This is a genomic window from Hymenobacter sp. HD11105 (assembly GCF_054051685.1).
On sequence record NZ_JBSWBR010000001.1, the window covers coordinates 959,478 to 985,577 of the forward strand.

Genomic DNA, 26,100 nt, shown 5'->3' on the forward strand with positions numbered 1-26,100 from the left:
CCATTAGAGTTGCGTGCCCTGTGAATTTTTAGTGCTGCAGGTCGCACTAATGAAAAATCTCAAGTCAGTCAGGGGACGAGTATTGAAAAAGCCCCCCAGAAAAGGCCAGCCTGTGCCGGGCGCTCTGGGGGGCTTTTTAGCTGCTCTGCTGAGCCTATTTAGTTACCAATTTGTCTACTTCCGCTTGGTTGACTTTCACCGGATACTGGGTGCGCAACTGATTCAGCCACTCTTTTTCCAGGTAGCTCTGGTAGTCGGAGGTAGCTTGGCCACGTGTTTCGGATAAGGCTTTCGGTCCGGCGGGCAGAGCTTTCTCGACAGTAACTGAGTAAAAGCGTCCGTCTTTCTGCACCGAGTAAGTGCCTGGGCCGCGGTCCATCACTTCATCTACCACTTTATTATCGCCCTTCTGGAAGCTGTTTTGCACAATCTGCACAGCCAGAGGATTTGTTTGATTCAGCGTTTCTTCCAGGGCCGCAACACTGGTGGTTGTCAGCGAAAGCAGGGTCGTCGCCTCGGTAGCGGGCGTGGTGGTCGTCTTAGTGCTGATCTGGGTGCTCGCTACACCCTTGCCGGTAAGGTAAGTGACAACCGCCGCCGCCCGCCGTTGAGCCAGCGCTGCTGCTTCACCGCGCTTTACACGACCGGTCACGGCTAATGTTAGGGTAGGGTCTTGAGCTAGGCGCGCCGCTAGCTGGTCCAGCGCCGATTGGCTAGGGGGCAAAATAGTTGCTTGGCCAGCGCGAAACGCCACTGGCGCTGGTGCGTTGCGCGTCACGGCGTAGCGGCCGGTAGCCATTTGCTTCTGCGCCTGGGTCAGCAATGCTGGCGAGGCGGCGCTAATCACAGTGGCTTGCACGCGCGGGCCCCACTGATAATTGGCTTGGTTAGCCGTAAAGAACTGTTGCAAACCAACCGTATCCGTCAGCGCCTTCGACCATACTTTCTCATCCATGAGCTGGAAAAGCAGAATACCGTCGCGGTACTCTTTCACGAGCATGCGGTAGTCTTCATACTTCGTGTCGAGGTTGGTTCTTTCGAACTCAGTCAGGCTCTGATCAACATACTGGTTGTATAGCTGCTGCATCACAAAGCGCGGCTCAGCACCTGCGCGAGGGCGTTGGCTCTGCTGCACATAAGCTAGGAAATCCTTCGTGGGATATGCTTTGCCCTTAATCGTAAATAGGGGCGCATCGCCGCTGACGGTTGTTTCGCCTTTCTTACGCTTGCTGCCCGCGAACTTGCTTAAAAAGGCATCCGATTTAAAGTGGCCATTTACCAAGGCAGTATCAGCTTGGGCCAACAGCGCATCGCGCACGGCGGGCATCTCTACAAACTGGTTTTCCTGCCGAATACGCTTAAGAAAAGCGGCCCGGTTCAGCTCCGAGCGCGAGTCTTTGGCTACTTTGCTTTTGAGCGTGGGCGCCATAGCCTCAAACGAGGGCACGGGCTGCTTCTCGATCAGCTTAATAATATGCCAGCCGTACGGCGTCTGCACCGGGCCAGCAATATCGCCGGGCTTTTGCATCTTGAAGGCTACTTCCTCGAAGCTCGGAATCATGCGGCCCGTACCGAAAGCGGGTAGTTCGCCACCGTTGGCTGCCGAACCCGCGTCCTCCGAGAATTGCGCTACAAGCTTGTTCCAGTCTTCGCGACGGCGTAGGCGAGCGTACAGCTCGTCTACCTTTTTCTTGGCTGTTACTGAATCGGCCTTGGGCATACCCGGCGTAGCCCGGATCATGAGGTGAGCTACTTTGATCTCGCCCTGAGCCGGCCGCACGTCATTCACCTTAATAACGTGGTAGCCAAAGCGCGTCCGGACTGGTGCCGATACTTCACCAACTTTGGTTTTGTAAGCAACCGTCTCGAACGGATACACCATCTGCATCGACGTGAAGTAGCCTAGCCGGCCTCCATTGTCTCGAGCCGAAGGGTCTTCGGAAGCTTGGCGGGCCACTTGATTGAAGTCTTCACCCCCCACAACCCGTTCACGGAGCGCCACTGCCTTTTGGTAGGCTACGAGTGTATCCTTGGGGTCCGCATCGGGAGCCACACGCACCAAAATGTGGGATGCACTGATTTCTTGGCTCAACCGATCATACGCTTCCCGCACCAACTGATCGGTTACGCTTTTCTCGGTGAGGTAGGGCTGGGCGAGCTGTTGCTTGTAGCCATCTAGCTCACGGGCAAAAGCCTGGGTGGTATCGAGGCCACGCTTCTCGGCTTCTAGTACCTTTAACTTGAAGTTGGTATACAGGTCGAGGTACTCTGTCACGCTGGCACGAGTACCGAATTCTGGGGCCGTGGCGTTGTTTTTCCGATATACGTAGGCAAATTCCGAGGCGGGTACTATCTGACTACCCAGCGTGACAACCGCGGGTTGCTTGGCGGCGGTAGTTGATTTGGTAGACTGGCATCCGGCCAGTAGCGCGCCGGCTGCGAGGCCAGCGTACAGAATGCGGTTGAGCATAGAAAAAGGAAGAAACGACATGATCAATAACTCCACGCGTGATAAAGCAGAGTTGTTGTCAGACGCAATTTTACGGATTTTTTCTGGCCTTGCCCACTGAGCCTGTTCAGCATAGGGACCAAAAAAAGCCCCTCAGTACTGGGGGGCTTTTTTTAAGCAGCGGCTAATGCGTCTAAGGCACCTTTTTATACAGCCGACAAATATTGTGGGTTCCTGAGGAAGAGAATTCTACCCGATCCATAATGCGGTTGACCAGTGCCATACCTACGCCACCCTTTTTGCCTGTACGGATATGCTCCTGCAAGTCGGGTTCCCGGAAGCTGGCCGGCTTGTACGATTCTTTGCTGTCGTCCTCAATTTCGACGCCGAACATATGGTCTTCCATGGCCAGCTTAAGCTGCAGAAACTGGGTTTCGTTCTCGGCATTGGCATGGATAATCAGGTTGGCTACCACTTCATCAACGGCCAGCACAATCTGATTGATATGCAACTCAGATAGGTGGTAAACAGCCAGATAGGAGCTCACAAAGTCGCGCACTATCTTCAGATTGGCTCGGTTACAACTTATACGAATTGCGTTCTTCATCCCCTCGTCAGGCTATTAAGCTTAGATAGCAGTGGCTTCCGATTCGGAAGGCACAATAGTCATGAGCGTATCCAAGCCCAAGATTTCGAATACGTTATGCACTTTCTCCTGCATGTTGAAGAATACTAGCTTAACGCCGGCATCCTGAAAACGCTGTAGGTGAGAAATAAATACACCCAGACCCGCTGAAGAAATGTAATTGAGCTTCTGACAGTCAATCAGCACCTTCTGGTAGTTCAGGACTTCGGGCTTGGTCAGTTCTGTATCAAGAAGCACAGAGGAGCTAGCATCCAACTCGCCATCGAGGCTGAGCGTGAGCGTGTGCGCGGTGGTTTGTTGCGTGATTTTCATAGCACCCATCTACGTCAGAGAACTGTTTCTTGTTGGGAAGCTTTAAACTTGATAACTAGTAACGTCTGATCGTCATGAATAGGTTGTCCGCGGCTAAATTCAGCTACGTCCTCTAAAATCATGTTTTTGATCTCGTCTGCTTCCAAGTAATACGTGCGCTCCAGCATCTGAAGCAAGCGTTCCTCCCCGTATTCTTCTTGATCTGACGACCTCGCCTCCACAATGCCATCCGTGTAGATTACCATTACGTCGCCGGGGTTATAATCGTAGAATTGGTTTTTAATATGCTTTTCGTACGAGTCTTGACGAATGATGCCCAGACCTAACCCAGTCGTACGGAAGTAGGAAACTTCTTCCTTGATGGAATGATAATACAACGTGTGGCAGTGCCCGGCGCGTGCAAAAACGAAGCCACGGTTCTCATAATCTATTATATATAGCGCTGCTGTAATAAATGAGGACTTTTCGAGACAATGCACCAGCGCTTTATTGGCCATTGCCATGAACTTGCTGGGTACCGGAAACTTCTCCCGCTCATTCTTAGCCAATGGATTTTCCTGCATCAACGCATGAAAAATGCCTTTCATCTGCGCCATGTGAAAGGCCGCCGTAATACCCTTACCCGATACATCACCAATCAGAATAGCGAGGCGCTGACCCGGCAGATGCAGAAAGTCGTAGAAATCGCCCCCCACCTCCTTGGCAGCCAACGCGTGAGAGCTGATTTCAAACCAGTTGTCGATAGGCAGATCCTTCGGAATAAGGCTTTCCTGTACGGTAGAGGCAATTTTAAGCTCTTCCTGCACACGCTCATTTTGAATAGAGGCAGCCACCAATTGTAGATTCTCGATGCTAAGAATTGTTTGGCTGGTGAAGGTTTGCAGGATGCCCAGGTTTTCCCTATCAAAGCCCTGAGACTGCTTCTTGAGCATATACAAAGCGCCATATTGCCGCTTCGTAGAGCGCAGAGGCATCACGATAAGCGAGCCGAAGGGCAATCCTATAGTTCTAAAACCGCTGCTGTTAGGTAAGTCATTATTGAGGTATTCAATATGACCTAGATTGTAATCGGTCAGCAAACCGCGGATAGCTGTGCACTGCTCCTCCGTGATGTTGTAACGCTGGCCCTGGTAAGCTTGGTCGCTTACCTCAACATCAAGCCAAGCCGCATCGGCTTCCACTGTTTGTACAGTAGCGTCAAAGAGCATACTGTACACATCCTCCTCCGTCTGACCGCGCTGAATAAGCTGAGTTAAGCGCTGTAGGCTTAGAATTTCTTCCCGCTTCTGCTCAAACACCCCCGCCGTAGGCAAATTGAAGAAGGTGACAAACAAGCCCATGACGGCGTAAAATGCCGCGAAGAAAACGGTCAGCAACAAAAAAGCATGCTGGGGCTCGGGGGCTACCAGCTTCGGGTCGTACTGAATACGCACGAAGTAAGCCACGAAAATGGTCATGCATAGTAGCACCGCCAATTGCATGAAGACAACTTCCCACTTCTGCCGCCGATTCAGATAAGCCACCCATTTCTGGTTGCCGCTCAGGTACACCCCGAAAATAGCCAACCCGCCAATAATGAGCAGGGCTACGGGGGTAGGCGGCGTCCAGCCCAGCAAGCGAAACAGCAATGTGCTGCCCAGCAGAATCTCGAATATTTCCCACTCGCGCCGTAACTGAGCCGACGATCGAAATAGGACCAATGACCGCCACGTGTACGTGGTACTGGCCAAAAATAGAATAAATAGCCCTAGGTTGACGGTATAAACAACTGCAAAAAAGCTGCGGTCACGACTTGGTAGCTCATATTGTACCAAGCGCTCCAGCAGATGCAGGCCTACGCAAATGCTGGCCAGCAACCCCGGCCCAAGTACCAAGCGGCGAAATAAGCCCACGAAGTCGGTGCCACGAAGCGGGTCGGGCTGCAAGCGGTAATACACAAACACGCCGGCGGCAAAAGCTGCCTGCGCCACTAGGGTCACCCATTCGGGTAGAGGCCCAGGGGAAGCTGCAGCTTGCGGGCTGGCACGTACAAGTGTACTAACCAGCAGCACAACCCAGCTTAGCAGTGTAAGGGGTAATAATGTGGCTGTCAGCCTCTGACTAGAGGGCATAGAAAAAGATTAAATACAACTTTCGCACACTGAGAGCAAATAGTGCCGCCGGAAAGATTTGGCAAGATAAAGCCTAATAATTAAAATACAGTTACGCATATTTTATCACCTCCTAAAGAGAGGATAGTAAAACAAGTGGCTTAACTAAAGTAGGTCAATGGCATTTGTTTGAGTTGACTTCGTCAGGTTTACAGTCAATTTGTAAGGACAGATACGTGTTTGTCGCTTTATTTTGAGTACAAATACAGGGTTAGAATGCTATCAAAATCAGACCTTAGAATAAATGACCTGCATATAGATGAAAATAGAAAGCGCTGCCCAGCCAAAGCCGAACAGCGCATTAAAATCCAATTAGAGGTGCGGAATTCTAGCGGCTGCTATAGTTAGGCGATTCGCTAGTGATCTGTACATCGTGGGGGTGACTCTCGCGCAAACCTGCGCCGGTGATACGCACCATCCGGGCTTCTTGCAGCACGGCAATGGTAGGTGCTCCACAGTAGCCCATACCGGCCCGTAAGCCGCCAGCAAGTTGATAAAGTACTTCGCTCACACCGCCTTTAAAAGGCACCCGGCCCACAATACCTTCAGGAACCAGCTTCTTGACATCATCCTCCGAAGACTGGAAGTAGCGGTCTTTGGAGCCATCTTCCATTGCTTCTACCGAGCCCATGCCACGGTAAGTCTTGAACTTACGGCCTTCGTAAATGGTGACCTCGCCAGGAGCTTCCTCAGTGCCGGCTAGCATAGAGCCAATCATAACGGAAGATGCGCCTCCGGCCAGTGCCTTGACGGCATCACCCGAGAATTTCACGCCTCCATCAGCAATCAGTGGTACGCCGGTGCCTTCCAAACCGCGAGCAGCCTCTATTACAGCTGTAAGCTGCGGCACTCCGATACCGGCAATAATGCGGGTAGTGCAAATAGAGCCGGGGCCAACGCCAACCTTTACCGCGTCGGCGCCAGCGTCGGCGAGGGCGCGAGCACCTTCGGCGGTAGCCACGTTGCCAGCAATTACTTCTAGGTCGGGGTATTGCTGTTTGATGCTACGAACAGCATCAAGTACGCCTTTAGAGTGGCCGTGGGCGGTATCAACACTTACTACATCGACGCCGGCTTGTACTAAGGCGGCTACGCGCTCAAGCAAGTCGGGCGTTACGCCCACGGCGGCACCTACGCGCAGACGGCCGAATTCGTCCTTACAGGCGCGAGGCGTACGGCGGCGCTTGCGGATGTCTTTGTAAGTAATCAAGCCCGTAAGGCGGCCCTGTTCATCGATGACGGGCAGCTTTTCAACCTTAAATTCCTGCAACAAATCCTCGGCCTGCACCATGTCGGTGCCAGTAGCGGCAGTGATTAAGTTGTCGCGGGTCATGACTTCGGCTACGGAGCGCTCCATATCCTTTTCGAAGCGCAAATCGCGATTGGTCAGAATGCCTTTGAGACGACGCTGCTCATCCACAATCGGAATACCACCGATTTTGTGCTGACGCATGAGGTGCTTAGCGTCGGCCAGTGTAGCAGTTTCGGTTAGGGTAAAGGGGTCCAGAATCATTCCACTCTCTGAACGCTTCACCCGGCGCACCTGCTCGGCCTGAGCCTTGATGCTCATATTCTTGTGAATGATGCCGATACCGCCCTCCTGAGCCATTGTAATAGCCAACTCATACTCGGTAACGGTATCCATGGCTGCCGACACGAAGGGCAGATTCAAGCGGATATTTCGGGTGAGTTGGGAACTGGTGTCGGCGTCGCGGGGCAATACCTCCGAATAGGCAGGCAGCAGCAGAACGTCGTCGTAGGTAAGTGCCTCGAAGGCAATTTTGGCAGATTGGTCAGCCATGGCAACAAGAAGATTAGGTGACTCTTATTGCCGGGTAAAGCTACGACGAAAAGTTGGGTTGCAGGGTTGAGAGGTGGAATCTTCTGATTAATAAATAGTAAAGAAGCGAGTTAGAGCGGTCAGGTAAGCCCACGTCGCTGAAATTTGCCCCCCAGACTATCGGACCCTGGCTCTGTAAATATACGTGCCTACTTTAGGCCATTTTGCCGACGGGTGCCGCGCATTGGTTCTGCCTCGAGCGGGTTGTCGGGCCAATAGTGCTTGGGGTAGCGCCCGCGCATATCCTTGCGCACCTCGAAGTAGCCCGCGGCCCAGAAGCTGCGCAGGTCGCGTGTAACCTGGACGGGGCGGAAGCCGGGCGAGAGCAGATGCATGGTAAGTGGAATTTGCCCCCCAGCCACCCGCGGGGTGTCCAGCAGCCCGAATACTTCCTGCAAACGCACCGCCAGTACCGGCGTATCAGGGTTGCCATAATCAACGCGGATACGGGAGCCGGTAGGTACTTCCAAATGAGCTGGTGCTAAACGGTCCATTTCTTGGCGTTGAGACCAGCCACCGGGAAGCCAGCTGAGCAGGGCTTCGCTCAAGTCGAGACGGTTTACTTCGACCAAGGAGCGTAGACCGGTGAGAAAAGGTCCCAGCCACTCAGCTAGGTGCTCCGCTAGCGCCGCATCCGATACATCAGGCCACTGAGTGGAATCTAGTTGATAAAGAAAAGCCAATCGTTCGCGCAGCTGCTGGGCCGATTCATTCCAGGGCAGGCGGCTAATCCCTTGTGCGCGCAACCCATCCAAAAGGGCAGCTTCTATGGCTGCTGGGTCGGGCTGAGGCAGAGGCTGGTCAGCGAGAGTAAGAGCCCCGAGGCGGCGGAGGCGGCGAGCTACTACGCGCCCCGCGCTTTCGTCCCAGCGCACTTCGTCAGCCGTGGTAATAAGGTCAGCGAAATGCTGCTCCAACTCAGCTCTTTCCAGAGGCGCGGCTAGTACAGCCCGAGGTGCAGTGGCATTGCCATCTAAGTGGGCTACGGCAAAAAACACGGCGTCTTGCCCAAAATGCTCGGCGGGTAATAAGGCGCGCTGGCCCGTAACAAGGCGCACTCTTTCGGGCGTTTCGCGCTGAGCGAGGCGGTCGGGATAAGCCAGCGCGGCGAGTAAGCCAGCGGCATCGGGCTCTAAGGGAGAATTAGGCACGCCCGCACGGTTGCGGAGCGCGGTGGCCGCTTCGCGCACGCGGTACAAAGCGCCGCTATCAGGCATCAGGCCGGGTAAGGGAGCACGGCCCGACATCAGGGCTTCGAGGCGGAGGCGCAAATCGGGTGGGGCGGGTGTGCTGTCAGTTGGACGCAACAGGTCGCGCTCCGTGAGCAAGGCCGCCAGCGCACAGGCCGTGGGTCCATGACCGGCTTCTTTACCCCGCACTACCAAATGGCCTAAGCGCGGCACTAAGCCTAAGCCAGCCAGCGCCCGTCCGTGCGGTGTAGGTGCCCCGGAAGGTAAAATGGCTCCCAGCCGCACCAGCAGGTCGCGAGCCTGAGCCAAGGCGGCGGCCGGAGGAGCATCAAGCCAGCGCAAGGCGGCCGGATCGTAGGTGCCCCAGAGTGCTAGCTCCAGGGCCAAGCTGCTCAGGTCGGCGGTAAGGATTTCGGGGGGCAAATGTGCGGGGCGGTCGGCTTGCTCGGCTTCGGTCCAAAGCCTGACGCAGGTACCCGGCCCCAGGCGCCCGGCGCGGCCCCGGCGCTGGTCGGCGGCTGCCTGACTGACGGGCACGGTTTGCAGGGTGCTTAGGCCGGTGCGGGGCTCGAAGTGGGGCACCCGAGCATAGCCACCATCTATTACCACTCGCACGCCTTCAATGGTTAAGCTGGTTTCGGCAATGCTGGTGGCCAGCACAATCTTGCGCCGCCCGGATGGCGCCGGACGTAGCGCCGCATCCTGCTGCTCGGCTGGCAGCTCACCATGTAGCACGTGCACATCAACAGTGGAAGCCAAGGTGCCGGTGAGCCGCTCGGCCACGCGGCGCTGGTCGGCCAGGCCTGGCAGAAACACCAGCACGTCGCCAGCTACATGTTGAGCCAAAGCCTCTCGAATGACAGTTGGTACTAGCGCGACTAGTCGCTCCGTGGGGCGGTTTCCTGCCGCCGCAACTCGGCTGGGGGGCAAATATTGGGTAATAACGGGGTGTTGCAGGCCCGCGCTGCGAACTACCGGTGCGCCGAGCCAAGCGCCTAACCGCTCGGCTTCCAGCGTGGCACTCATAATCAGCAGCCGCAAATCGGGCCGCAGTACGGCTTGGGCGTCTAGCGCTAAGGCCAGGCCCAAATCAGCTTGCACGCTGCGTTCGTGAAACTCATCAAACAGCACCACCGCCACGCCTTCCAGGGCCGGATCGTCCTGCAACATACGCGTCAGAATAACCTCGGTGGCTACTTCAATTCGGGTTTTAGCTGAAATTCTGCTTTCCAGCCGCACCCGGTACCCGACGGTTTGACCAACAGGCTCGCCCAACAGTTGCGCCATACGGGCCGCGGCGGCGCGCGCCGCCAGCCGCCGCGGTTCCAACACGATGATGCGGCCGGTAGGCGGCATCCAGGGGGCATTTAGCAAAGCTAGGGGCACCAGCGTCGTCTTGCCCGCACCGGGAGGAGCCTGTAGCACAGCGCAATTAGTGGCGCCGAGCGTAGCCAGCAGTTCCGGCAGCGCCGCTCGAATAGGCAAATCAGGCAGTTGCAAGGTGGTATTTACTTAAAATCTTGTCTGAACGTCATGCAGAGCGGGAGCGAAGCATCTCGCTCGCTTCGTTGGATTAGCGCTGCAACGACTGCACGCGAGATGCTTCGCTGTGCTCTGCATGACCGCCTTTCTAGTGTATTCTTATCAATAGATAGCCACCGAAGGATCAACTTGTACGCTCCAGGCGTGGATGCCGCCGCGTAGGTTCAATAAGTTCGTTAGGCCGTGGCGGTGCTGTAGGTAGCCGAGCGCTTGGGCCGAGCGGACGCCGTGGTGGCAGATGAGCACCACGGGCCGGTCGGTAGCTAGCTCTTCTACGTGCTGGGGTACATCGCCCAGGGGGATGAGCTGGCTGCCTTCGATGCGGCAGTACTCGTACTCTTCGGGCTCGCGCACGTCCACGAGTTTCAGGGGCTCGCCGCGCTGGAGGCGGGCGTGCAGGTCTTGGGGCGTGAGGTCGGGGAGCATAGGCGGCGCGGACTGGGGGCAAAAATGTGGTTTGGTGGCAAAAATAAGGGAAGCCTTGCTACCTTCGGCCGCCTCGGCATCTTTACCTAGTGCTTAACTAACAACGCGTGGCCTTATCTGATTTGTGGTCCGGCTTGCTGGCCAGCAGCCCCGTGGAGTTTGCAGGCGTAATAACCGGCATTGCCTGCGTGTGGCTGGCGGCTCGCAATTCTATTTGGAATTTCCCGACGGCGCTGGTGAGTTGCGGCCTCTACGTTATTGTGTTTTGGAAGGCGCGCCTGTACTCCGACATGGCCTTGCAGGGCGTATTTATTGCTCTGGCTTTTTATGGCTGGTACCAATGGCTGTACGGCGGTCCGCAGGCCCAGGAGCTGCCCGTTACGCGGGCCACGGCCCGGCAGTGGGTTTGGCTGAGCGCCGTGGGACTGGCTTACGCGGTAGGTGTTGGCTACGCCCTGACCCATTATACCGATGCCGCCATTCCGTACTGGGACAGTTCCACTACGGCCGTTAGTCTGGTGGCGCAAGTGCTGCTTACGCGCAAAAAAATTGAGAATTGGATACTCTGGCTAGTGGTCGATGTGGCTTACGTGGGGCTGTACTGGCACCGGGAGCTCTATCTCACGGCGGGGCTCTACGCGGTGTACCTGGTGCTAGCAGCCTACGGTTATCTAGAGTGGCGTCGGCTGCTGCGGGCCACGCTTCAGCCCCAAGCCGCTTAGCATGATACGCGTTGCTATCACCGGCCCCGAGTCGACGGGCAAGTCTACGCTGAGTCACCTGTTGGCGGAGCATTACCGCACCACCTGGGCCCCGGAGTATGCCCGGCAATATTTGGAAGAGCACGGCCCCAACTACACGTTGCCTGATCTGGAAGCAATAGCCCGCGGCCAGCTCGCGGCCGAAGCAGAGGCCGAAGCTGCAGCCCGTCACGTGGTATTCTTCGATACCGATTTATTGGTGATAAAAATATGGGCCGAAGATGCCTTTGGGCAGTGCCCCGCCTGGATTTTGCGCCACCTAGAAGAGCAGCGCTACGACCTAGTATTGCTGCCCGGTATCGACTTGCCCTGGGAGTACGATCCGCTCCGCGAACATCCGCATCGGCGCCAGTATTTTTATGAGTTATATCGCAATGAATTGCGGAAAATGGGCGCTGCCTACGTCGAAATCAGTGGCTCATCTGCCCAACGGTTTGAGCAGGCACGTAAGGCAGTAGATTCTTTATCACGCCAAACATCTAGTTAGATTTAACCTATGACCTATATCCTCGAAAACGACCAGTGTCGCGTAGCCGTGAACGCCCACGGCGCCGAGCTAAGCAGCTTTGTTCGCAAAGACCTCGACAACCTGGAATATATCTGGCAAGCCGAGCCGGCGGTGTGGGCGCGCCACGCGCCGGTGCTGTTTCCTATTGTCGGACGCTTGCCGCAGGATACCTATTTGCTCGAAGGAGAGGAGTACAGCTTGCCTCAGCACGGCTTTGCCCGCGACCAGGAGTTTACGTTGGCTAGCCAAACCGATGAGGAGCTGAAGTTCATGCTAAGCGCCAACGAAGCCACGCGCGCTAAATATCCGTTTGATTTCCAGCTTACGATCAGCTACCGTCTGCGCGGCATTACCCTTATGGTAGGCTGGCAGGTACACAACTCAGCCACTGATCGGGAGTTGCTGTTCGGCATCGGGGCGCATCCGGCGTTTCGGTGTCCGTTGCTGCCCGATGAGCAGTTCGAGGATTATTATTTCCACTTCGATCATCCCGTCACCTTCGAGCGCCATTTGCTGAGCGGGGGCTTACTCACTGGCCAAACGGAGCCGGTGCTGGACAACCAAACCGAGCTGCCACTCACCTACGAGCTATTCGCGGATGATGCGCTAGTGCTCAAGAAGTTCGACTTCACCCACATCACCGTGCGAAGCCGTCGCTCGGAGCGCGCCGTGCGTCTGCGCTTCGACGGATTTCCTTATTTAGGTCTTTGGACCAAAGGCCCCGGCGCACCCTTTGTCTGTGTCGAGCCCTGGCAAGGCATTGCCAGTTCCGTAGGCGAGCCACAGGAGCTAGCCGACAAAGAAGGCATGCTGAATTTGCCCCCCGGCCAAACATTTGCAACTACCTACAGCATCAGCGTAGAGTAAGCAAATAGCATTTACACCAAAAAAGGCCCCCACGGCCTGCTCCAATATGCTGCGTCAGCCACGATGACAGCACAGAGAAGCAGGCCGTGGGAGCCTTTTCTCATTTATAAAACTACGCTATGACAAAAGCGGCGCCGTAGGGCGCGTTGGGGAAGTGGGCCGACGGTTGTAGTCGGGCTCCCAGTCGTTGATAGGGCGCGTGATGCCGGGGGGCAAATCCAGATCTGGTAAACCATCGTCGAGGGGCTCGCCGCCCTCGTCGTCGTTGTCGGTAGAAGGAGGACGCTGGTAACGACGCCGCGGCACGACCATAAAATAGGCGAGTATGGCAAGAACCACGAGCGTGTAAACAAGGCTGATCATGGCGGGTAAAGACTGGGGTTCAACGCGGTAAGATAACCGTAAGGCTCCGAAAATAACTAACGGGGCTGGGGGTAGTGTTGTTTTCGGGCAACGTAATTTTTTCTGGCTTGAAAGGACCTTCCCTAAGTTACATAGATTTCAATTGAAAGTAAAAAGTAAAATGTGCTGCCTTAACAAATAGGAAGTACACCAGGCTGATAGTAGTTTTGCGATGAAGTTTAGGGGTGCCCCACCAACTCAACCGGTCATTTTGCCGGCAGCGGGGCTGAGATCATACCCATTGAACCTGATCCGGGTAATGCCGGCGAAGGGAACAAACGGTCCGCGAACACAAAACCGTCCTTCCGACCCCTGGAAGGCGGTTCGTTCCACTTTTCCATTTTTTCATTCTTGAAAAAGTACGTATTGACCGGCGCGGCGCTTCTGGCGCTAACCGGCGCGGCATGGGCACAAGGCCCCGTGTCCGGAACTCTGCTGGCGGCCGATGAGGCCACCGGCAACCAGCCTGTATCGGGCGCCACCATCTACCTCGATGACCAGGCCGTGGGTGCCACCGCCGCTGATGGCTCCTTTCAGCTGCCAGCCGTGCCGACCGGCTCCCACACCCTGCGATTCACGGCCATTGGCTTCAATCCGGCTACTGTACGAGTTGTGGGCCAGCCGGAGCCCCAGCAGGTGCCATCCGTAAGCTTGCAAACGGCATCAGTCGTGACCGGCGAAGCGCTGGTAACGGCTTCCCGCGCCAACGACCGCACAGCCACGGCTTACTCCAACCTCAGCCGCGAAGACCTGGATAAGCGCAACTTCGCCCAGGATCTGCCTTACCTGCTCGATCAAACGCCGTCCGTTGTCGTGACCTCCGACGCTGGCACGGGCGTGGGGTATACCGACATTCGTATTCGGGGCACGAGCAACACGGGCATCAATATGACCATCAACGGCGTTCCGCTGAACGATCCGGAGTCGCGGGGGGCATTTTTGGTGAACTTGCCTGATCTGGCTTCATCGGTGAGCAGCTTGCAAGTGCAGCGCGGCGTGGGCACCAGTCAGAACGGCGGCGCGGCCTTTGGGGCCAGCATCAACATTTCTACCCTCGACTCGCGCCGCGAAGCCTACGCCGAAACTCAGAACACCTACGGCTCCTTCAACACCTGGAAAAACAATGTGCAGTTCGGTACCGGACTGCTTGGGGGGCACTTTACCATTGATGGCCGCCTCTCTCGCATCGCTACCGATGGCTACATGAACCGGGCGGAGTCGGATCTGAAATCGTATTACTTAGCGGCGGGCTACCAGGCCAAGAATACGCTGGTGAAGTTCATCACCTTTTCGGGCCGCGAGAAAACCTACCAAGCCTGGAACGGCGTGCCCGAGCCGGCTATCACCGGCAACCGCGACTTGCTGCAAACCTACGTTGACAACGGCGAGCTTTCCACCGCCGATGCCGAGCGCGTGCTTCAGGAAGGCCGCCGCTACAGCTACTACACCTACGACAACCAAACCGACAATTACCAGCAAAACCACTACCAGCTCCACCTTTCCCAAGGCTTGGGCGAGGACTGGAACATTGGGGCGGCTCTGCACCTCACACGCGGCTTTGGCTACTACGAAAGCTTCCGCGCCAACCGTCGGCTCTCGGCCTATGGCCTGCCCAACGTGGTGCTGGGCAACCAAACCATTTCCCGCACCGACCTCGTGGACCAGAAGTGGCTGGATAACTACTTCTACGGCGGCACCTTCGCCTTGAATTATCAGCCTAAGAATAACGATAAGTTTGAGGCAACGCTCGGCGGAGCCGTCAACCGCTTCGACAACGACCACTACGGTGAAATCATCTGGGCCCGGTACGCCTCCACCAGCAACATTCGAGACCGTTATTACGCCAACGAGGCTACCAAGTCGGACTATAACACTTACGCCCGTGCCACCTGGCAAGTGCTGCCCCGGCTGGGCGTGTACGGAGACTTACAGCTGCGCCACATCAAGTACAGCATCGATGGGGTGGAGGATGACCAGAACGACGTGACGACCCGCGCCGACTACACGTTCTTCAATCCCAAAGCTGGCGCCACATTCTCCCTGGCCGAAGGTCAGCAGCTCTACGCCAGCTTCGCCGTGGGCCAACGCGAGCCTGTGCGCGCCGACTTCACCGATCGTCCCGCCGGCGACCAAAGCGCTAAAGCCGAGCGCCTCGAAGACTTCGAAGCCGGCTACCGTCTGAACCTGTCGGACCTCAATCTGTTGACACCGCGCACGGCTCTGCGCTTCGAGGCCAACTACTTTTATATGAACTACCGCAACCAGCTCGTCGCTACCGGCCAGCTGAATGACGTGGGCACCGCGCTGCGCACCAACGTAGCCCGCAGCTACCGCACCGGCATCGAACTGACCGGCTTCGTGTCGGCCGACGATAAAATCAGCCTAAGCAGTACGCTCACGCTCAGCCGCAACCGAATTCTGGACTACCGCGACGTTTCTTACGATGAAGACTTTAACCTAGTAGTAGCTTCCGAGGGCCGTACGACCACGATTTCCTACTCGCCAGCAGTCGTGTCGGCACACACGCTGGAAGGGCAGCCGCTAAAAGGCCTGCGCCTGGCGTTGCTTTACAAAACCGTGAGCCGTCAATACCTCGACAACTCCGCCAACGAAGCCCGCAGCATCCAGCCCTACCAAGTACTCGACTTTCGGGTTCGCTACGCGATTCGACCCACGTTTATGAAGGAAATAGAGCTGGCTCTGCTGGTAAACAACGTGCTCAACCGCGAGTACGTGGCCAACGGCTACACCTACGGCTACATCGGCGCCAGCGGGCAGCGGGAAACTTTTAACTGGTATTTTCCTCAGGCCACCCGCAATTTTCTACTATCTGTAGGGCTAAAGATTTAATCGAAAGTTCTGCTGATTGCTCGGATTTGGTGACGATGAATTTCCACTAAGTACGTGACAATTATCTGACGCAAAAAAGCCCCCCAGAACTACACAATACAGTTCTGGGGGGCTTTTTTGCGTCAGATAATTGTCACTAGAATCCGCGACTTAAATAATAAGCCGCACGCCGCCCAGCTCGGAAATGTGATAGGGAAACTGGTCACCGGGCGAGCCGATGAACATGAAGTTTTTGGGGATCTGCCACTCCTCCGAAAGCTTATCAATTAGCTCAGGGCCAAATTTACCCTCCAGGGTTACAAAATCTACTTCAATCTGCTCGTAGGCCCGATCCAGCACTCGAATATCGGTGAGCAAGTCCTGCGAATACGTTTCGCCGGGCCTTAGCAGGGTCACGATTTTTAGCTTGGTGGTAAACTCATTTTCTACCACGTAAGCCATTACCTTATTGAGGTTGGATACATTGTCGCCCTTGGTGAAAAACACGAACTCCTGTTGGTGCAACTCCCGCAGCAACTGCCGCAGCTTAAGACGGGCCAGCCGCGAAAAGCGGGGCGACTGCTCAGCAAAGGAATTAGCCGCAGCCAAAATCAGATTCAGGATGCCAATGCGGTTCAGCATCACGTAAATCAGGACCATAGCCGGCAGGAAGTACTGCAGGAATACGATCAGGTAGTCGGGGTGAATTTTGATGTTGCCATACAAGGCCACCAAAATGCTGATGAGGGCCAGCGTTACGGTAAGAATACCCGCGTACACGGGCCGTGGTAGTTTGGGCCGCTTGCGCTTGAGCAGAAAGTTGCCCAGCGCAAAAAACGCCATTACCGACAAAAACGAAATGGTATACACCCCCGACAGCGGCCCCAACTGCCCGTTGGTGATCAGCAGCACCGATACGCACAGTAGAAAGAAGGTGATGAGGATGATATAATTGCTCTTGCTTTTATTCTCTCTTAGGAAGAATTGGGGCAGAATACGATCTAAAGTCATGCGCTTCATCAGGCCACTTACCCCCACAAAAGATGTGAGCACGGCTCCGCTGAGTACGGCCACCGCATCCACTGAAATGAGCGTGCCTAGCCACGCGCCACCGGTCGTGTTGCCCAAATGTGATAACAGCGTCTCGGTATGCTCGCCAACCTCGCCCATCGGCAGAGCCGCTACAGCCAAAAAGGCAATAGCTGGATTAAAAAAGCTCACCACTATCCACATATTGCGCAGAGTCTTGCCGAATACGCCTCGGGCTTGTTCTTCCACAAAGTTGGCCGAGCTCTCGAAGCCCGAAATACCCAGCATAGCCGCGCTAAAGCCAAAAAACAGCGCCGTCACGACGCTGCCGCCTTTCAGTGGCAAGCTGAAATTAGCAGTAAGCGTGTCTATTCCGTTGGTGGCGGTGTACCAAATAGCACTACCGACCAGCAGCGTGAGCGAGATGAGATGCACCAAAAAAATGGCCACCGCCACCTTCGCCGACTCGGAGATGCCCAGAATAGTAAGCACCAAAAACAGCCCCAGCAGCCCCAGCGTAGCCCAGATAATAGGCAGGCCGTGCCACAGGGTGTGCAGGTAGTGCATAGCTTCGCTGGCCGAAATAACCGCCGTAGCCATGTATGATAAGATGGTGAGGCAGGCCGCCAAAGCCGCGTTGCGCTTACTGGTCGTATTGAGCAGCACGTTATAAGCACCGCCATTCAGCGGGAGCGCGCCCACTACCTCGCCGTATATTTTCCGGAACAAGAACAGCACAGCGCCCACCATAAGTAGCGCAACCCAGGCGTACTGGCCAGCATAGCCGATAGCTAAAGCTGACACATACAGGCAGGAAGAGGAAATGTCGTTGCCGCAAATGGCCGTGGCTTCCAGCTCGTTGAGTTTCTTCTCGTGGCTCATAAAAGAAAATCAAAGTAAGCTTGGAGAGCGGCAAACTGCTTTTGGCTAAGTAAAAGAAGTATCATATTGTTGCTGGGGGGCTTTTTTATTCATCAGTGGCCTACTGCTTGGCTCGCTACACAGCGTAGGCTTACTGCAACACTTTCTTGATGTCGTCCATCTTGCCGAAGAGCACCATAATATCATCGGCCTTAAATACCGTGTCGGCGGCTACTACGCCAATGGCGGCTGGCTTGTTTTGCGAACGGCCAAACAAGTTGGTGGCTTCCTTCTGCCGGATGATTGTGAGGACGTTGATATTATACTTCTGCCGAAAATTGGCTTCCTGAATAGTTTTGCCCACGTAGCGAGCCGGTACCGTAGCCTGAATGATATTGTAGTCTTCGGTCAGATCCAGGGAGTCGAGAATGCCTTTCATATCAAGGCTTTTGGCTAGGCGCTCGGCAAACTCCATCTCGGGTCGAATGATTTTTTCTACGCCAATGGCCTCGAGAACTGTCTGGTGCAGGGGTGAAATGGCGCGCCCGATAATGCGCTTCACGCCCAGTTGCTTGAAGTTAGCCACGGCCATTACCGAAGCCCCAAAATCTTCTCCAATGCCCACCAGCACAACGTCGGTGTCTTTAATCGGTAGCGTGGATAAGGACTGTTGGTCTTTGGCGTCGAGGCACACGGTGTGCGTAATGCGGTCTTTGAATTGGGTAACCTTGGCAATGTCATTATCCACGGAAATGACCTCGTGGCCCATTGCCGTAAGCTGCATCGATAGGGAGGAGCCAAAGTTGCCTAATCCAACGATTATATATTTCATGCGCGTTTGCTCAGCAAAAGATTAGGTGATAATAATATTCTCGGAAGGGAAGCGGTAGTTCAAGTCGTTCACCTTGGTTACCACGCCCGCAATCAGCGTAAACGTGCCAACGCGCCCCAAAAACATCGTGACAATAACTACCAGCTTGCTGCCCGTAGTCAGCTCGCTCGTCACGTTTAGGCTTAGGCCCACGGTGCTGTAGGCCGAGAAGGCTTCAAACGCTACTTTTACTATCGGGATGCCCGGATTGAAGTAGGCAATGAGTAGCGTCGCCATCCCGATGACCAAAAAGGAGAGCATCATCACGGCAAAAGCCTGCTGTACCGACTTGCTGGGCACGTGCCGCCCAAAAAGATCCAGCCGTTCCTTGCCGCGGGCAATGCTGGCGATATTCAGGAAAGCCAAGGCAAAGGTGGTCGTCTTGATGCCACCACCCGTAGAGCCTGGCGACGCCCCAACCCACATGAGCAGCAGATAAATTAGAATCAGCGGCGTCGTGAGCTGCGTCATATCAACGGTGTTGAAGCCGGCCGTGCGCGGCGTTACGCCACCGAATAGCGCCGTCACGAATTTGCCAAACCCCGAGTGCTCCCGCATGGTGTTGTCATATTCCAGGAGGGCATACAGCAAAGTGCCCCCCACGAGCAAAATAGCCGTAGTGAGGAGTACAAGCTTGGTATTCACGTTGATAATGCGCGGCACATACACGTACCGCTCCCGGCGAACCAGCTGCCGCCAGCGGCTACCGACTCTCTCGCGGAGGTAGCGATACAGATTAAAAATGATGGGAAAGCCAATACCCCCAATGATAATCAGGGCGATAATGACGAGCTGAAAGGCGTAGTTGAAGCGGAAGTTGGTATCGTATAAGCCCGCCGATAAAGTGGAGAAGCCCGCGTTGCAGAAGGCCGAAATCGAGTGGAAAATGGCAAAGCCAAGCCGGTCGTGCATATGCGGCATTTCGGCCGGGCCAATGGAAGCGTAGAGCAGACAAGCCCCCAGAAATTCCACCAGAAAAGTAATCCAAACAATATTGCCGATGGTGCGCATGGTGTTGCCAATGCTTTCCTCATTGATAAGGCCTTGCATAAACAACTGATTTTGAAACGACGAGGAGCGCTGAAAAAACAGTGTTAGAAAGCTCGTGAACGTCATGATGCCCAATCCACCCAGTTGAATAAGTATTAGAATAACGGCCTTGCCGAAGGTGGTGAAGTACGTGGCTGTATCCACGGTGATAAGGCCGGTAACGCAGACTGCGCTGGCCGAAGTGAAAAGAGCATCCAGGGGGCTAATTCCTTGCACCGTAGCTCGGGGCAGCATCAGCAGCCCCGTACCCAGCAGAATGAGGAGCACAAAGCTGCCCATAAACAGCAGGGCCGGATTGTAGCGGAGGCGGTAAAACGTGAGGGAGCGGCGGGAAAGCTCAATCAGGAATACGTACAGCAGCACGATCAGAATGAGCAAATCCTGCTCGACGTAGCGGCCCAGCAGCGTGCCATAGAACACGAACTCTTCCGGGAAAAAGCTCAGGTAGGCACTGTAGGCCGCAAACAGAATAAGCACGCATTCTAACACTACCCATACTTTGGGCACGCCCGCTCTATTAAGCAGAAACAGCCTCAGAATGAGAATCAGAATAAGGACCAGTGTACATACGCCGTAGAAGATGGAGAGCGAATGCTCGGCGGCCACGGAGTGCGCAAAGCCCAAGTCATATAGAAAGACGAGCAAGCCGGCCAGCGTCAGGTAAAACAGCGTCGCGTCGGCTCGGCTAAGCAGCCGGGGGCGGTGCTCCTGCAAACGGTCCTGAAGGTGGCTGCTTAGTTTAGGACGGTGCATTTGGCAAGTAAAAACAAGGGCATTGGGGTAAGCTTACGGGCGGTGGCAAGTCAGCGTAGTCGTTGCCGCTGTGGGCAGATGATGGGGAGAGGATATGCGCTACGCAGATTGGCGGTGGAAAGATGAGGAATGAATTTGGCATGCGCCGGAACCCGCTTGGCGGTGGGCTGTTCTGCTAGTGTGCCTTGTCGGGCGTGCACATAGGCGGCCAGTCCGAAATTTTTATCTTTGAGCTTCCCACCCCAACTATTCATTAGCTATGTCATCCCAAGCCGACGTTCTCTCGCCCCAAGCTAAAGCGCATACCGCCCAGAAAGGTAGCACCAACGCCGCCGGCTTCACCGATTATTTCGACCTCGACGGTCTGCTCACCGAGGAGCACAAGCTTATCCGCCAGAGCATCCGCGACTTTGTGAAGCGCGAGATTTCGCCCAGCATCGAGAAGTGGGCCCAGCAAGCGCATTTCCCGTCCGAAATTGTGCGCAAGTTTGGCGAGGTAGGTGCTTTCGGCCCCACCATCCCCGTGGAGTACGGCGGCGGCGGCCTCGACTACATCAGCTACGGCCTGATTATGCAGGAAATTGAGCGCGGCGACTCCGGCATGCGCTCCACGGCCTCGGTGCAGGGCTCCCTGGTTATGTTCCCGATTTACGCTTATGGCTCGGAGGAGCAGCGCCAGAAGTTTCTGCCCAAGCTGGCCTCGGGTGAGTGGCTGGGCTGCTTCGGCCTCACCGAACCCGACCACGGCTCCAACCCCGGCGGCATGGTTACGAAGCTGGAAGATAAAGGCGACTACTACATTCTGAACGGCGCCAAGCTCTGGATTTCCAACTCTCCTGAGTGCCAGGTAGCCGTAGTGTGGGCCAAAAACGAAGAAGGCCGCATCAAAGGCGTCATCGTGGAGCGCGGCATGGAAGGCTTCACCACCCCCGAAATTCATAACAAATGGAGCCTCCGCGCCAGCACCACCGGCGAGCTGGTCTTCGACAACGTTCGCATCCCCAAGGAAAATATTCTCCCCAACGTGGAAGGCCTAAAAGGCCCCCTAAGCTGCCTCGACTCGGCCCGCTTCGGTATTGCCTGGGGGGCAATTGGCGCCGCCATCGACTGCTACGAATCAGCTCTGAAATACTCGCTGGAGCGCGAGCAGTTCGGTAAGCCGATTGCTGCTTTCCAGTTGCAGCAGCGCAAGCTCGCCGAAATGATTACCGAAATCACCAAGGCCCAGCTCATGGCCTGGCGCTTAGGCGTTTTGAAAAATGAAGGCAAAGCCACCAGCGCCCAAATCAGCATGGCCAAGCGCAACTCCGTGGATATGGCTCTGCACATTGCCCGCGAAGCCCGCCAAATTCATGGCGGCATGGGCATTACCGGCGAGTACCCCATCATGCGCCACATGATGAACCTGGAATCGGTGATTACTTACGAAGGTACGCATGATATTCACCTGCTTATTACGGGCGCGGATATCACGGGTATTCAGGCGTTTAAGTAATATTCTATATAGTTTAAGAAAGGGCCGGCTTACGCGAAGAAGCCGGCCCTTGTTGTTTAGATAGCTTTGTCACTAGAGGCTAGGATTATCTAAGCCTCTCTTAGTACCCTATATTAGCTCATCTTTTACAAGTATCCCCTTCGCTTGCTGCTATGGCTGCTGACTCTGCTTTGCCTTTAGTGTTACTTGAATGCCTTATTGCGGGCACCTCCCACCGGGAGGGATTGAAGGCTTACGAGCCGAACCTACAGCCCGGACAAGACTTAACCGTAGCGCGAGAAGCCGATAGCGCCTACGATGATTGGGCCGTGCGCGTGTACACCGCCGGCTCTGAGCCGATGTGGCTGGGCTACTTGCCGGAAGGCCGTAACGAAACCGTGGCACGGCTGCTCGACGCTGGCTTTGAGCTAGCTGGTCGGCTGACTCATAAATCTTGGGAGGATGACTGGCTATACTTGGAAATGGAAGTGCTTCTTTTGAGAAAGTAGGGTGAAATAGATTGCTGTTTCAGAGTAATTAAGAAGGTTATTGGCTATTGTAATATGTTTACTGCTCAGCTACATACAATCAAAAACCAAACTTTATAGATCAGCCTTTTCTACTAGGTTTGCCGTATACTTTAGCTTTAACAATAACCCTATAAGCTATGGCAACTAACGAGCAGCAACCCGAACACGAAAACGCGGAGTCGCGTAGGCAGGAGCGCCGCGAGCATGATAAGGAGCAGTACCGCAAGGAAGGCGACGAAATGCGCCAAGGCGGCCCCGACCCGAATCTGAAGCACCACGACCGCACCCGCTCCGGCGACGGCAATTTCACCCCCGATAGCGAATCCGAAACTGGTTCTTCCGATGGCATCGCCAAAACCATAACGGGCAGTGGCGGCAACACCGGCGGCCGCGAGCGTAGCTTAGACGACGTGACGCCTACCGACGGTGACCAAGGCGGTACCACAGGTGCGGGCCAAAGCCGCGAACCGCAGCTACGCACTCCTAGCGCCCAAACCTCGCACACCAGCAAAGGCCCCGGCGGCGACCACGGCCAAGGTGGCAGCCAAGGCAGCAAGAGTGGTAATCAAACCTAGCAGTTAAGTAGAAATAAAAATAGTATTCGTAAAAAAGCCCCCCAGATGCTGATCTGGGGGGCTTTTTTGTGCTTTGCTGTTAGATTACCGCAATTCTTCAAACGCATACTGCGCGTTGCTCCAAAACTCGTCCAGTGCTATAAGGCGCGGCTTAAAAAACGAAATCAATTGGGGCCAGTCGTCGCGGTTGAACAGGTTGACGGGCTGTAGCTCCTGGTAGATGCGGCTTATGGACTGACCGTTGACATCTTGCGCTTCCAGCTCCCAGCGCCAAGGTTCGCCTAGCGTTTCCTCTAGCATAGTTTTCAGCTGCTCAAACTGCTCGAAAAACAGCTGACGGATTTCCGCGTCGGAGTGCGTTAGTTCAATGCCAATGGTGGCGCGACGGTTGTCGGCATGCAGGCGGAAATACAGGTTTTTGTAGCCGGTTTTATAATTTATCCAGTTGGTAGGCATGCCTTCCGCCGAGGGTACAGGGGCCATATATTGGCCAAACGTGGTCCAGAAGGCTTGGCGCAGTTGGGCTACTTCCGCTTTACTATACATTCGTTGCTTCTTCCTTTTGCGTTTTTGTCAGCACTTGGTACGCAAAAGTAGCGTCAGTGGCTTGGTAGACGGTAATGACTTCTTCTACGAGGTCAATAGGCACCTTTGCTACAGCGTTGGCTTTGTGCCCTCCTCAAAGCGGAACTTAGCGGTCTTTTGCTGCTATTTAAGGTATTAGGTCAAATTTCACGGACCTTTGCGGTAAAATTGCCCCCCAGAGGGTCCATTTTACTTTCAAGCCTATGCACGTTCCTATATTTTCCGATGTCATTATTATCCTGCTACTCTCGGTAGGAGTAATTCTGTTAGTTAATAGGCTACGTCTGCCATCCATCATTGGGTTTCTGCTCACGGGCATTGTAGCGGGTCCGTCGGCACTGCGGCTTATTAAAGCCCAAGACGACGTAGACATGCTGGCCGAGCTAGGCGTGATTCTGCTCATGTTTACCATTGGCTTGGAGTTTTCTCTCTCCAGCCTCTCGCGCCTGAAGCGGGCCGTGTTTCTGGGGGGCAGTTTGCAGGTCGGCTTGACTATTGGGGTAACTTATTTGCTCGCCATCAGCTTCGATTTCTCTACTCCGGAAGCTATTTTTCTGGGCTTTCTACTCTCTTTAAGTAGCACGGCCATCGTGCTTAAGCTACTGCAAGACCGCCTCGAAATGGAGTCCCCGCACGGGCAGGTGACGCTGGCCATTCTCATTTTCCAGGACTTGATTGTAGTACCCATGATGCTGCTCACACCCATGCTAGCCGGCAAGGGTGCCGGCAATCCGTGGGCTGATTTAGGTATTCTGGCATTTAAAATTGCGGGGGTACTGGCCCTTGTATGGTTTGGGGCTCGCTATGTAATGCCTCGTCTGCTGTTCTTGGTGGCCCAAACGCGCAGCCGCGAGCTGTTTCTGCTCACCGTAATTGGTACCTGCTTGGGCGTTGCCTGGCTGACTTCTACCGTAGGGCTTTCTCTGGCGCTGGGGGCCTTTTTGGCGGGCCTTATCATCTCAGAATCGGAGTACAGTTACGAGGCTGTAAGCAATATTCTGCCCTTCCGCGAAATATTCGCCAGCTTCTTTTTCGTGTCTATTGGCATGCTGCTCGATGTCCAGTTTTTCCTGGATAATCCGCTCACCATCGTGCTCATTACCCTGGGCGTGATGGTCATTAAGCTACTCCTGACCGTGGGGGCAGCCTTGGCGCTGCGCCTGCCTATGCGCTCGGTGCTACTGATTGGTTTGGCTTTGTGCCAAGTGGGTGAGTTTGCATTTATTCTCTCCAAAGCCGGCCTCGACGCTGGCCTCATGCAGCAGCGCGAGTACCAGTATTTCCTGGCCGTTTCTATTTTGTCGATGAGCCTGACGCCGGTAGTTATGCTGGGGGCTGAGCCGTTTACAACTTTTCTTTTACGCTTGTCCATCTTCAAATCCTTGGATCAGGGTTTGCGCCTGAAAACGGATCAACTGCCCGCCGAACAGGAGAAAGCCCTGAACGACCATCTGGTGGTAATGGGGTACGGTTTCAACGGCCGCAACTTGGTGAAAGCCGCCAAGTACGCCGACGTGCCTTATGTTATCATCGAAACCAACCCCATCACAGTGCGGCAGGAGCGGGAGCGGGGCGAGCCGATTCTGTATGGTGATGCCTCCCAAGAGCATGTGCTCGAAATGGCCCGCGTAGAGCATGCTCGCGTAATGGTGGTGGCTATTTCCGACCCAGCCAGTAGCCGTCGTATCGTGGTGGCCCTACGCAAGCTCAATCCTAACTCCTGCATTTTTGTGCGCACCCGCTACATCCACGAGATGGAGGAGCTTTACCGCCTCGGCGCCACCGAAGTTATCCCCGAAGAACTGGAAGCGTCCATCGAAATATTCTCGCGGGTGCTGGCTAAGTACCTAGTGCCCATTCCCGAAATTGACAAGCTCATCGGCGAGCTGCGTGCCGGACGCTACGAGATGCTCCGCCGCCGTTCGCTGACCGAAGGCGAGTGGTCATCCATGCACGTGTCCCTAGCCGACGCCGAAATGTCAACTTTTCAGGTGTCGCCCGAGGGCGAGCTGGTGGGCAAATCCTTGTCGGAGACAGAAGTGCGGCAGCGATTTGGCATCAGCCTACTGGCTATTCGTCGTGAGGGAAAGATGCTGTACGAAATGACCGGCGACACAGTCATCCAACCCAACGATACACTCTATATCTTCGGTCAACCCGAGCGCGTGCAAGAATTCGCCCGCAGCGCGGATTAGATAGAAACCAGAGTATCATCCTTGCTAAGAATTATATACGGTGCATCAAGTTAGGGATGAACTTGTATGCTGCTATCACCACAATGACCTCCTTAAATAGAACGTCATGCAGAGCAGAGCGAAGCATCTCGCGTGCTGACTCTGGATTACTACTCTTACTAAACACGCGAGATGCTTCGCTCTGCTCTGCATGACCACCTTTTATAGAGCGTATATTGCTAATATGATTAGTTATAATAGACTATACTAAATATT

20 protein-coding genes and 1 riboswitch are annotated in these 26,100 nt (G+C 55.0%); of the genes, 8 read left to right on the plus strand and 12 right to left on the minus strand.

Annotation, left to right across the window (positions count from 1 at the left end; genetic code table 11):
* Positions 1-154: 154 nt before the first annotated feature.
* The 7 genes from ACW9KT_RS04335 to ACW9KT_RS04365 all read right to left on the minus strand — a co-directional run bounded on the left by ACW9KT_RS04335 (position 155) and on the right by ACW9KT_RS04365 (position 10,555).
* The gene (locus ACW9KT_RS04335) at positions 155-2,470 is read right to left on the minus strand and encodes a peptidylprolyl isomerase (protein WP_457078139.1); all 2,316 of its coding nucleotides are present in this window, start codon (positions 2,468-2,470) and stop codon (positions 155-157) included.
* Between the two features lie 172 nt (positions 2,471-2,642).
* Positions 2,643-3,056 carry an ATP-binding protein gene (locus ACW9KT_RS04340; protein WP_457078140.1) on the minus strand — a complete coding sequence of 138 codons (414 nt, stop codon included), beginning with the start codon at positions 3,054-3,056 and terminating at the stop codon, positions 2,643-2,645.
* Positions 3,057-3,077: 21 nt separating this feature from the next.
* A complete protein-coding gene (locus tag ACW9KT_RS04345) occupies positions 3,078-3,407 on the minus strand; it encodes an STAS domain-containing protein (protein WP_457078141.1) in 330 nt (109 codons plus the stop codon).
* Positions 3,408-3,421: 14 nt separating this feature from the next.
* Positions 3,422-5,518: a PP2C family protein-serine/threonine phosphatase gene (locus tag ACW9KT_RS04350; protein ID WP_457078142.1), complete on the minus strand. Its 2,097-nt coding sequence runs from the start codon at positions 5,516-5,518 to the stop codon at positions 3,422-3,424.
* 367 nt (positions 5,519-5,885) lie between these two features.
* Positions 5,886-7,358: an IMP dehydrogenase gene (gene guaB / locus ACW9KT_RS04355; protein WP_457078143.1), complete on the minus strand. Its 1,473-nt coding sequence runs from the start codon at positions 7,356-7,358 to the stop codon at positions 5,886-5,888.
* A 188-nt stretch (positions 7,359-7,546) separates the two neighbouring features.
* Entirely contained in the window at positions 7,547-10,087 is a 2,541-nt protein-coding gene (gene hrpB / locus ACW9KT_RS04360) for an ATP-dependent helicase HrpB (protein WP_457078144.1), read from the minus strand.
* Positions 10,088-10,231: 144 nt separating this feature from the next.
* Positions 10,232-10,555, minus strand: coding sequence for a rhodanese-like domain-containing protein (locus tag ACW9KT_RS04365; RefSeq protein ID WP_457078145.1), 324 nt, complete (start codon positions 10,553-10,555; stop codon positions 10,232-10,234).
* 107 nt (positions 10,556-10,662) lie between these two features.
* Between ACW9KT_RS04365 and pnuC the strand changes: the two genes are divergently transcribed.
* Genes pnuC through ACW9KT_RS04380 form a run of 3 tightly spaced genes read left to right on the plus strand, consistent with a single transcriptional unit; the run spans position 10,663 to position 12,691 of the window.
* Positions 10,663-11,277, plus strand: a complete 615-nt coding sequence (gene pnuC / locus ACW9KT_RS04370; RefSeq protein ID WP_457078146.1) for a nicotinamide riboside transporter PnuC — start codon at positions 10,663-10,665, stop codon at positions 11,275-11,277.
* A gap of 1 nt (position 11,278) precedes the next feature.
* Positions 11,279-11,803 carry an AAA family ATPase gene (locus ACW9KT_RS04375; RefSeq protein WP_457078147.1) on the plus strand — a complete coding sequence of 175 codons (525 nt, stop codon included), beginning with the start codon at positions 11,279-11,281 and terminating at the stop codon, positions 11,801-11,803.
* A gap of 9 nt (positions 11,804-11,812) precedes the next feature.
* On the plus strand, positions 11,813-12,691 hold the full coding sequence (locus ACW9KT_RS04380) for an aldose 1-epimerase family protein (protein WP_457078148.1): 879 nt from the start codon (positions 11,813-11,815) through the stop codon (positions 12,689-12,691).
* 117 nt (positions 12,692-12,808) lie between these two features.
* Here the strand turns inward: ACW9KT_RS04380 and ACW9KT_RS04385 are convergent, their stop codons facing one another.
* A complete protein-coding gene (locus ACW9KT_RS04385) occupies positions 12,809-13,054 on the minus strand; it encodes a hypothetical protein (RefSeq protein WP_457078149.1) in 246 nt (81 codons plus the stop codon).
* 210 nt (positions 13,055-13,264) lie between these two features.
* A riboswitch (TPP riboswitch) is annotated at positions 13,265-13,386 on the plus strand.
* A 58-nt stretch (positions 13,387-13,444) separates the two neighbouring features.
* On the opposite strand from ACW9KT_RS04385, the gene ACW9KT_RS04390 reads away from it, so the two are divergent.
* Entirely contained in the window at positions 13,445-15,943 is a 2,499-nt protein-coding gene (locus ACW9KT_RS04390; RefSeq protein WP_457078150.1) for a TonB-dependent receptor, read from the plus strand.
* Positions 15,944-16,093: 150 nt separating this feature from the next.
* On the opposite strand, the gene ACW9KT_RS04395 is transcribed toward ACW9KT_RS04390, so the two are convergent.
* The 3 genes from ACW9KT_RS04395 to ACW9KT_RS04405 all read right to left on the minus strand — a co-directional run bounded on the left by ACW9KT_RS04395 (position 16,094) and on the right by ACW9KT_RS04405 (position 20,486).
* Entirely contained in the window at positions 16,094-17,833 is a 1,740-nt protein-coding gene (locus tag ACW9KT_RS04395; protein ID WP_457078151.1) for an APC family permease, read from the minus strand.
* Positions 17,834-17,963: 130 nt separating this feature from the next.
* Positions 17,964-18,644: a potassium channel family protein gene (locus ACW9KT_RS04400; RefSeq protein ID WP_457078152.1), complete on the minus strand. Its 681-nt coding sequence runs from the start codon at positions 18,642-18,644 to the stop codon at positions 17,964-17,966.
* A 21-nt stretch (positions 18,645-18,665) separates the two neighbouring features.
* On the minus strand, positions 18,666-20,486 hold the full coding sequence (locus ACW9KT_RS04405) for a TrkH family potassium uptake protein (protein WP_457078153.1): 1,821 nt from the start codon (positions 20,484-20,486) through the stop codon (positions 18,666-18,668).
* A 259-nt stretch (positions 20,487-20,745) separates the two neighbouring features.
* Here ACW9KT_RS04405 and ACW9KT_RS04410 point away from each other — a divergent pair, with 259 nt between their 5' ends.
* From ACW9KT_RS04410 to ACW9KT_RS04420, 3 genes are all read left to right on the plus strand, one after another.
* Positions 20,746-21,981, plus strand: coding sequence for an acyl-CoA dehydrogenase family protein (locus ACW9KT_RS04410; protein ID WP_457078154.1), 1,236 nt, complete (start codon positions 20,746-20,748; stop codon positions 21,979-21,981).
* A 152-nt stretch (positions 21,982-22,133) separates the two neighbouring features.
* Positions 22,134-22,469, plus strand: a complete 336-nt coding sequence (locus ACW9KT_RS04415) for an HIRAN domain-containing protein (protein WP_457078155.1) — start codon at positions 22,134-22,136, stop codon at positions 22,467-22,469.
* 158 nt (positions 22,470-22,627) lie between these two features.
* The gene (locus ACW9KT_RS04420; RefSeq protein ID WP_457078156.1) at positions 22,628-23,065 is read left to right on the plus strand and encodes a hypothetical protein; all 438 of its coding nucleotides are present in this window, start codon (positions 22,628-22,630) and stop codon (positions 23,063-23,065) included.
* Between the two features lie 84 nt (positions 23,066-23,149).
* Here ACW9KT_RS04420 and ACW9KT_RS04425 read toward each other — a convergent pair whose 3' ends face one another.
* The gene (locus ACW9KT_RS04425) at positions 23,150-23,611 is read right to left on the minus strand and encodes a DUF4268 domain-containing protein (RefSeq protein ID WP_457078157.1); all 462 of its coding nucleotides are present in this window, start codon (positions 23,609-23,611) and stop codon (positions 23,150-23,152) included.
* A 242-nt stretch (positions 23,612-23,853) separates the two neighbouring features.
* On the opposite strand from ACW9KT_RS04425, the gene ACW9KT_RS04430 reads away from it, so the two are divergent.
* On the plus strand, positions 23,854-25,845 hold the full coding sequence (locus ACW9KT_RS04430) for a cation:proton antiporter domain-containing protein (protein WP_457078158.1): 1,992 nt from the start codon (positions 23,854-23,856) through the stop codon (positions 25,843-25,845).
* The last annotated feature ends 255 nt before the right edge of the window (positions 25,846-26,100 follow it).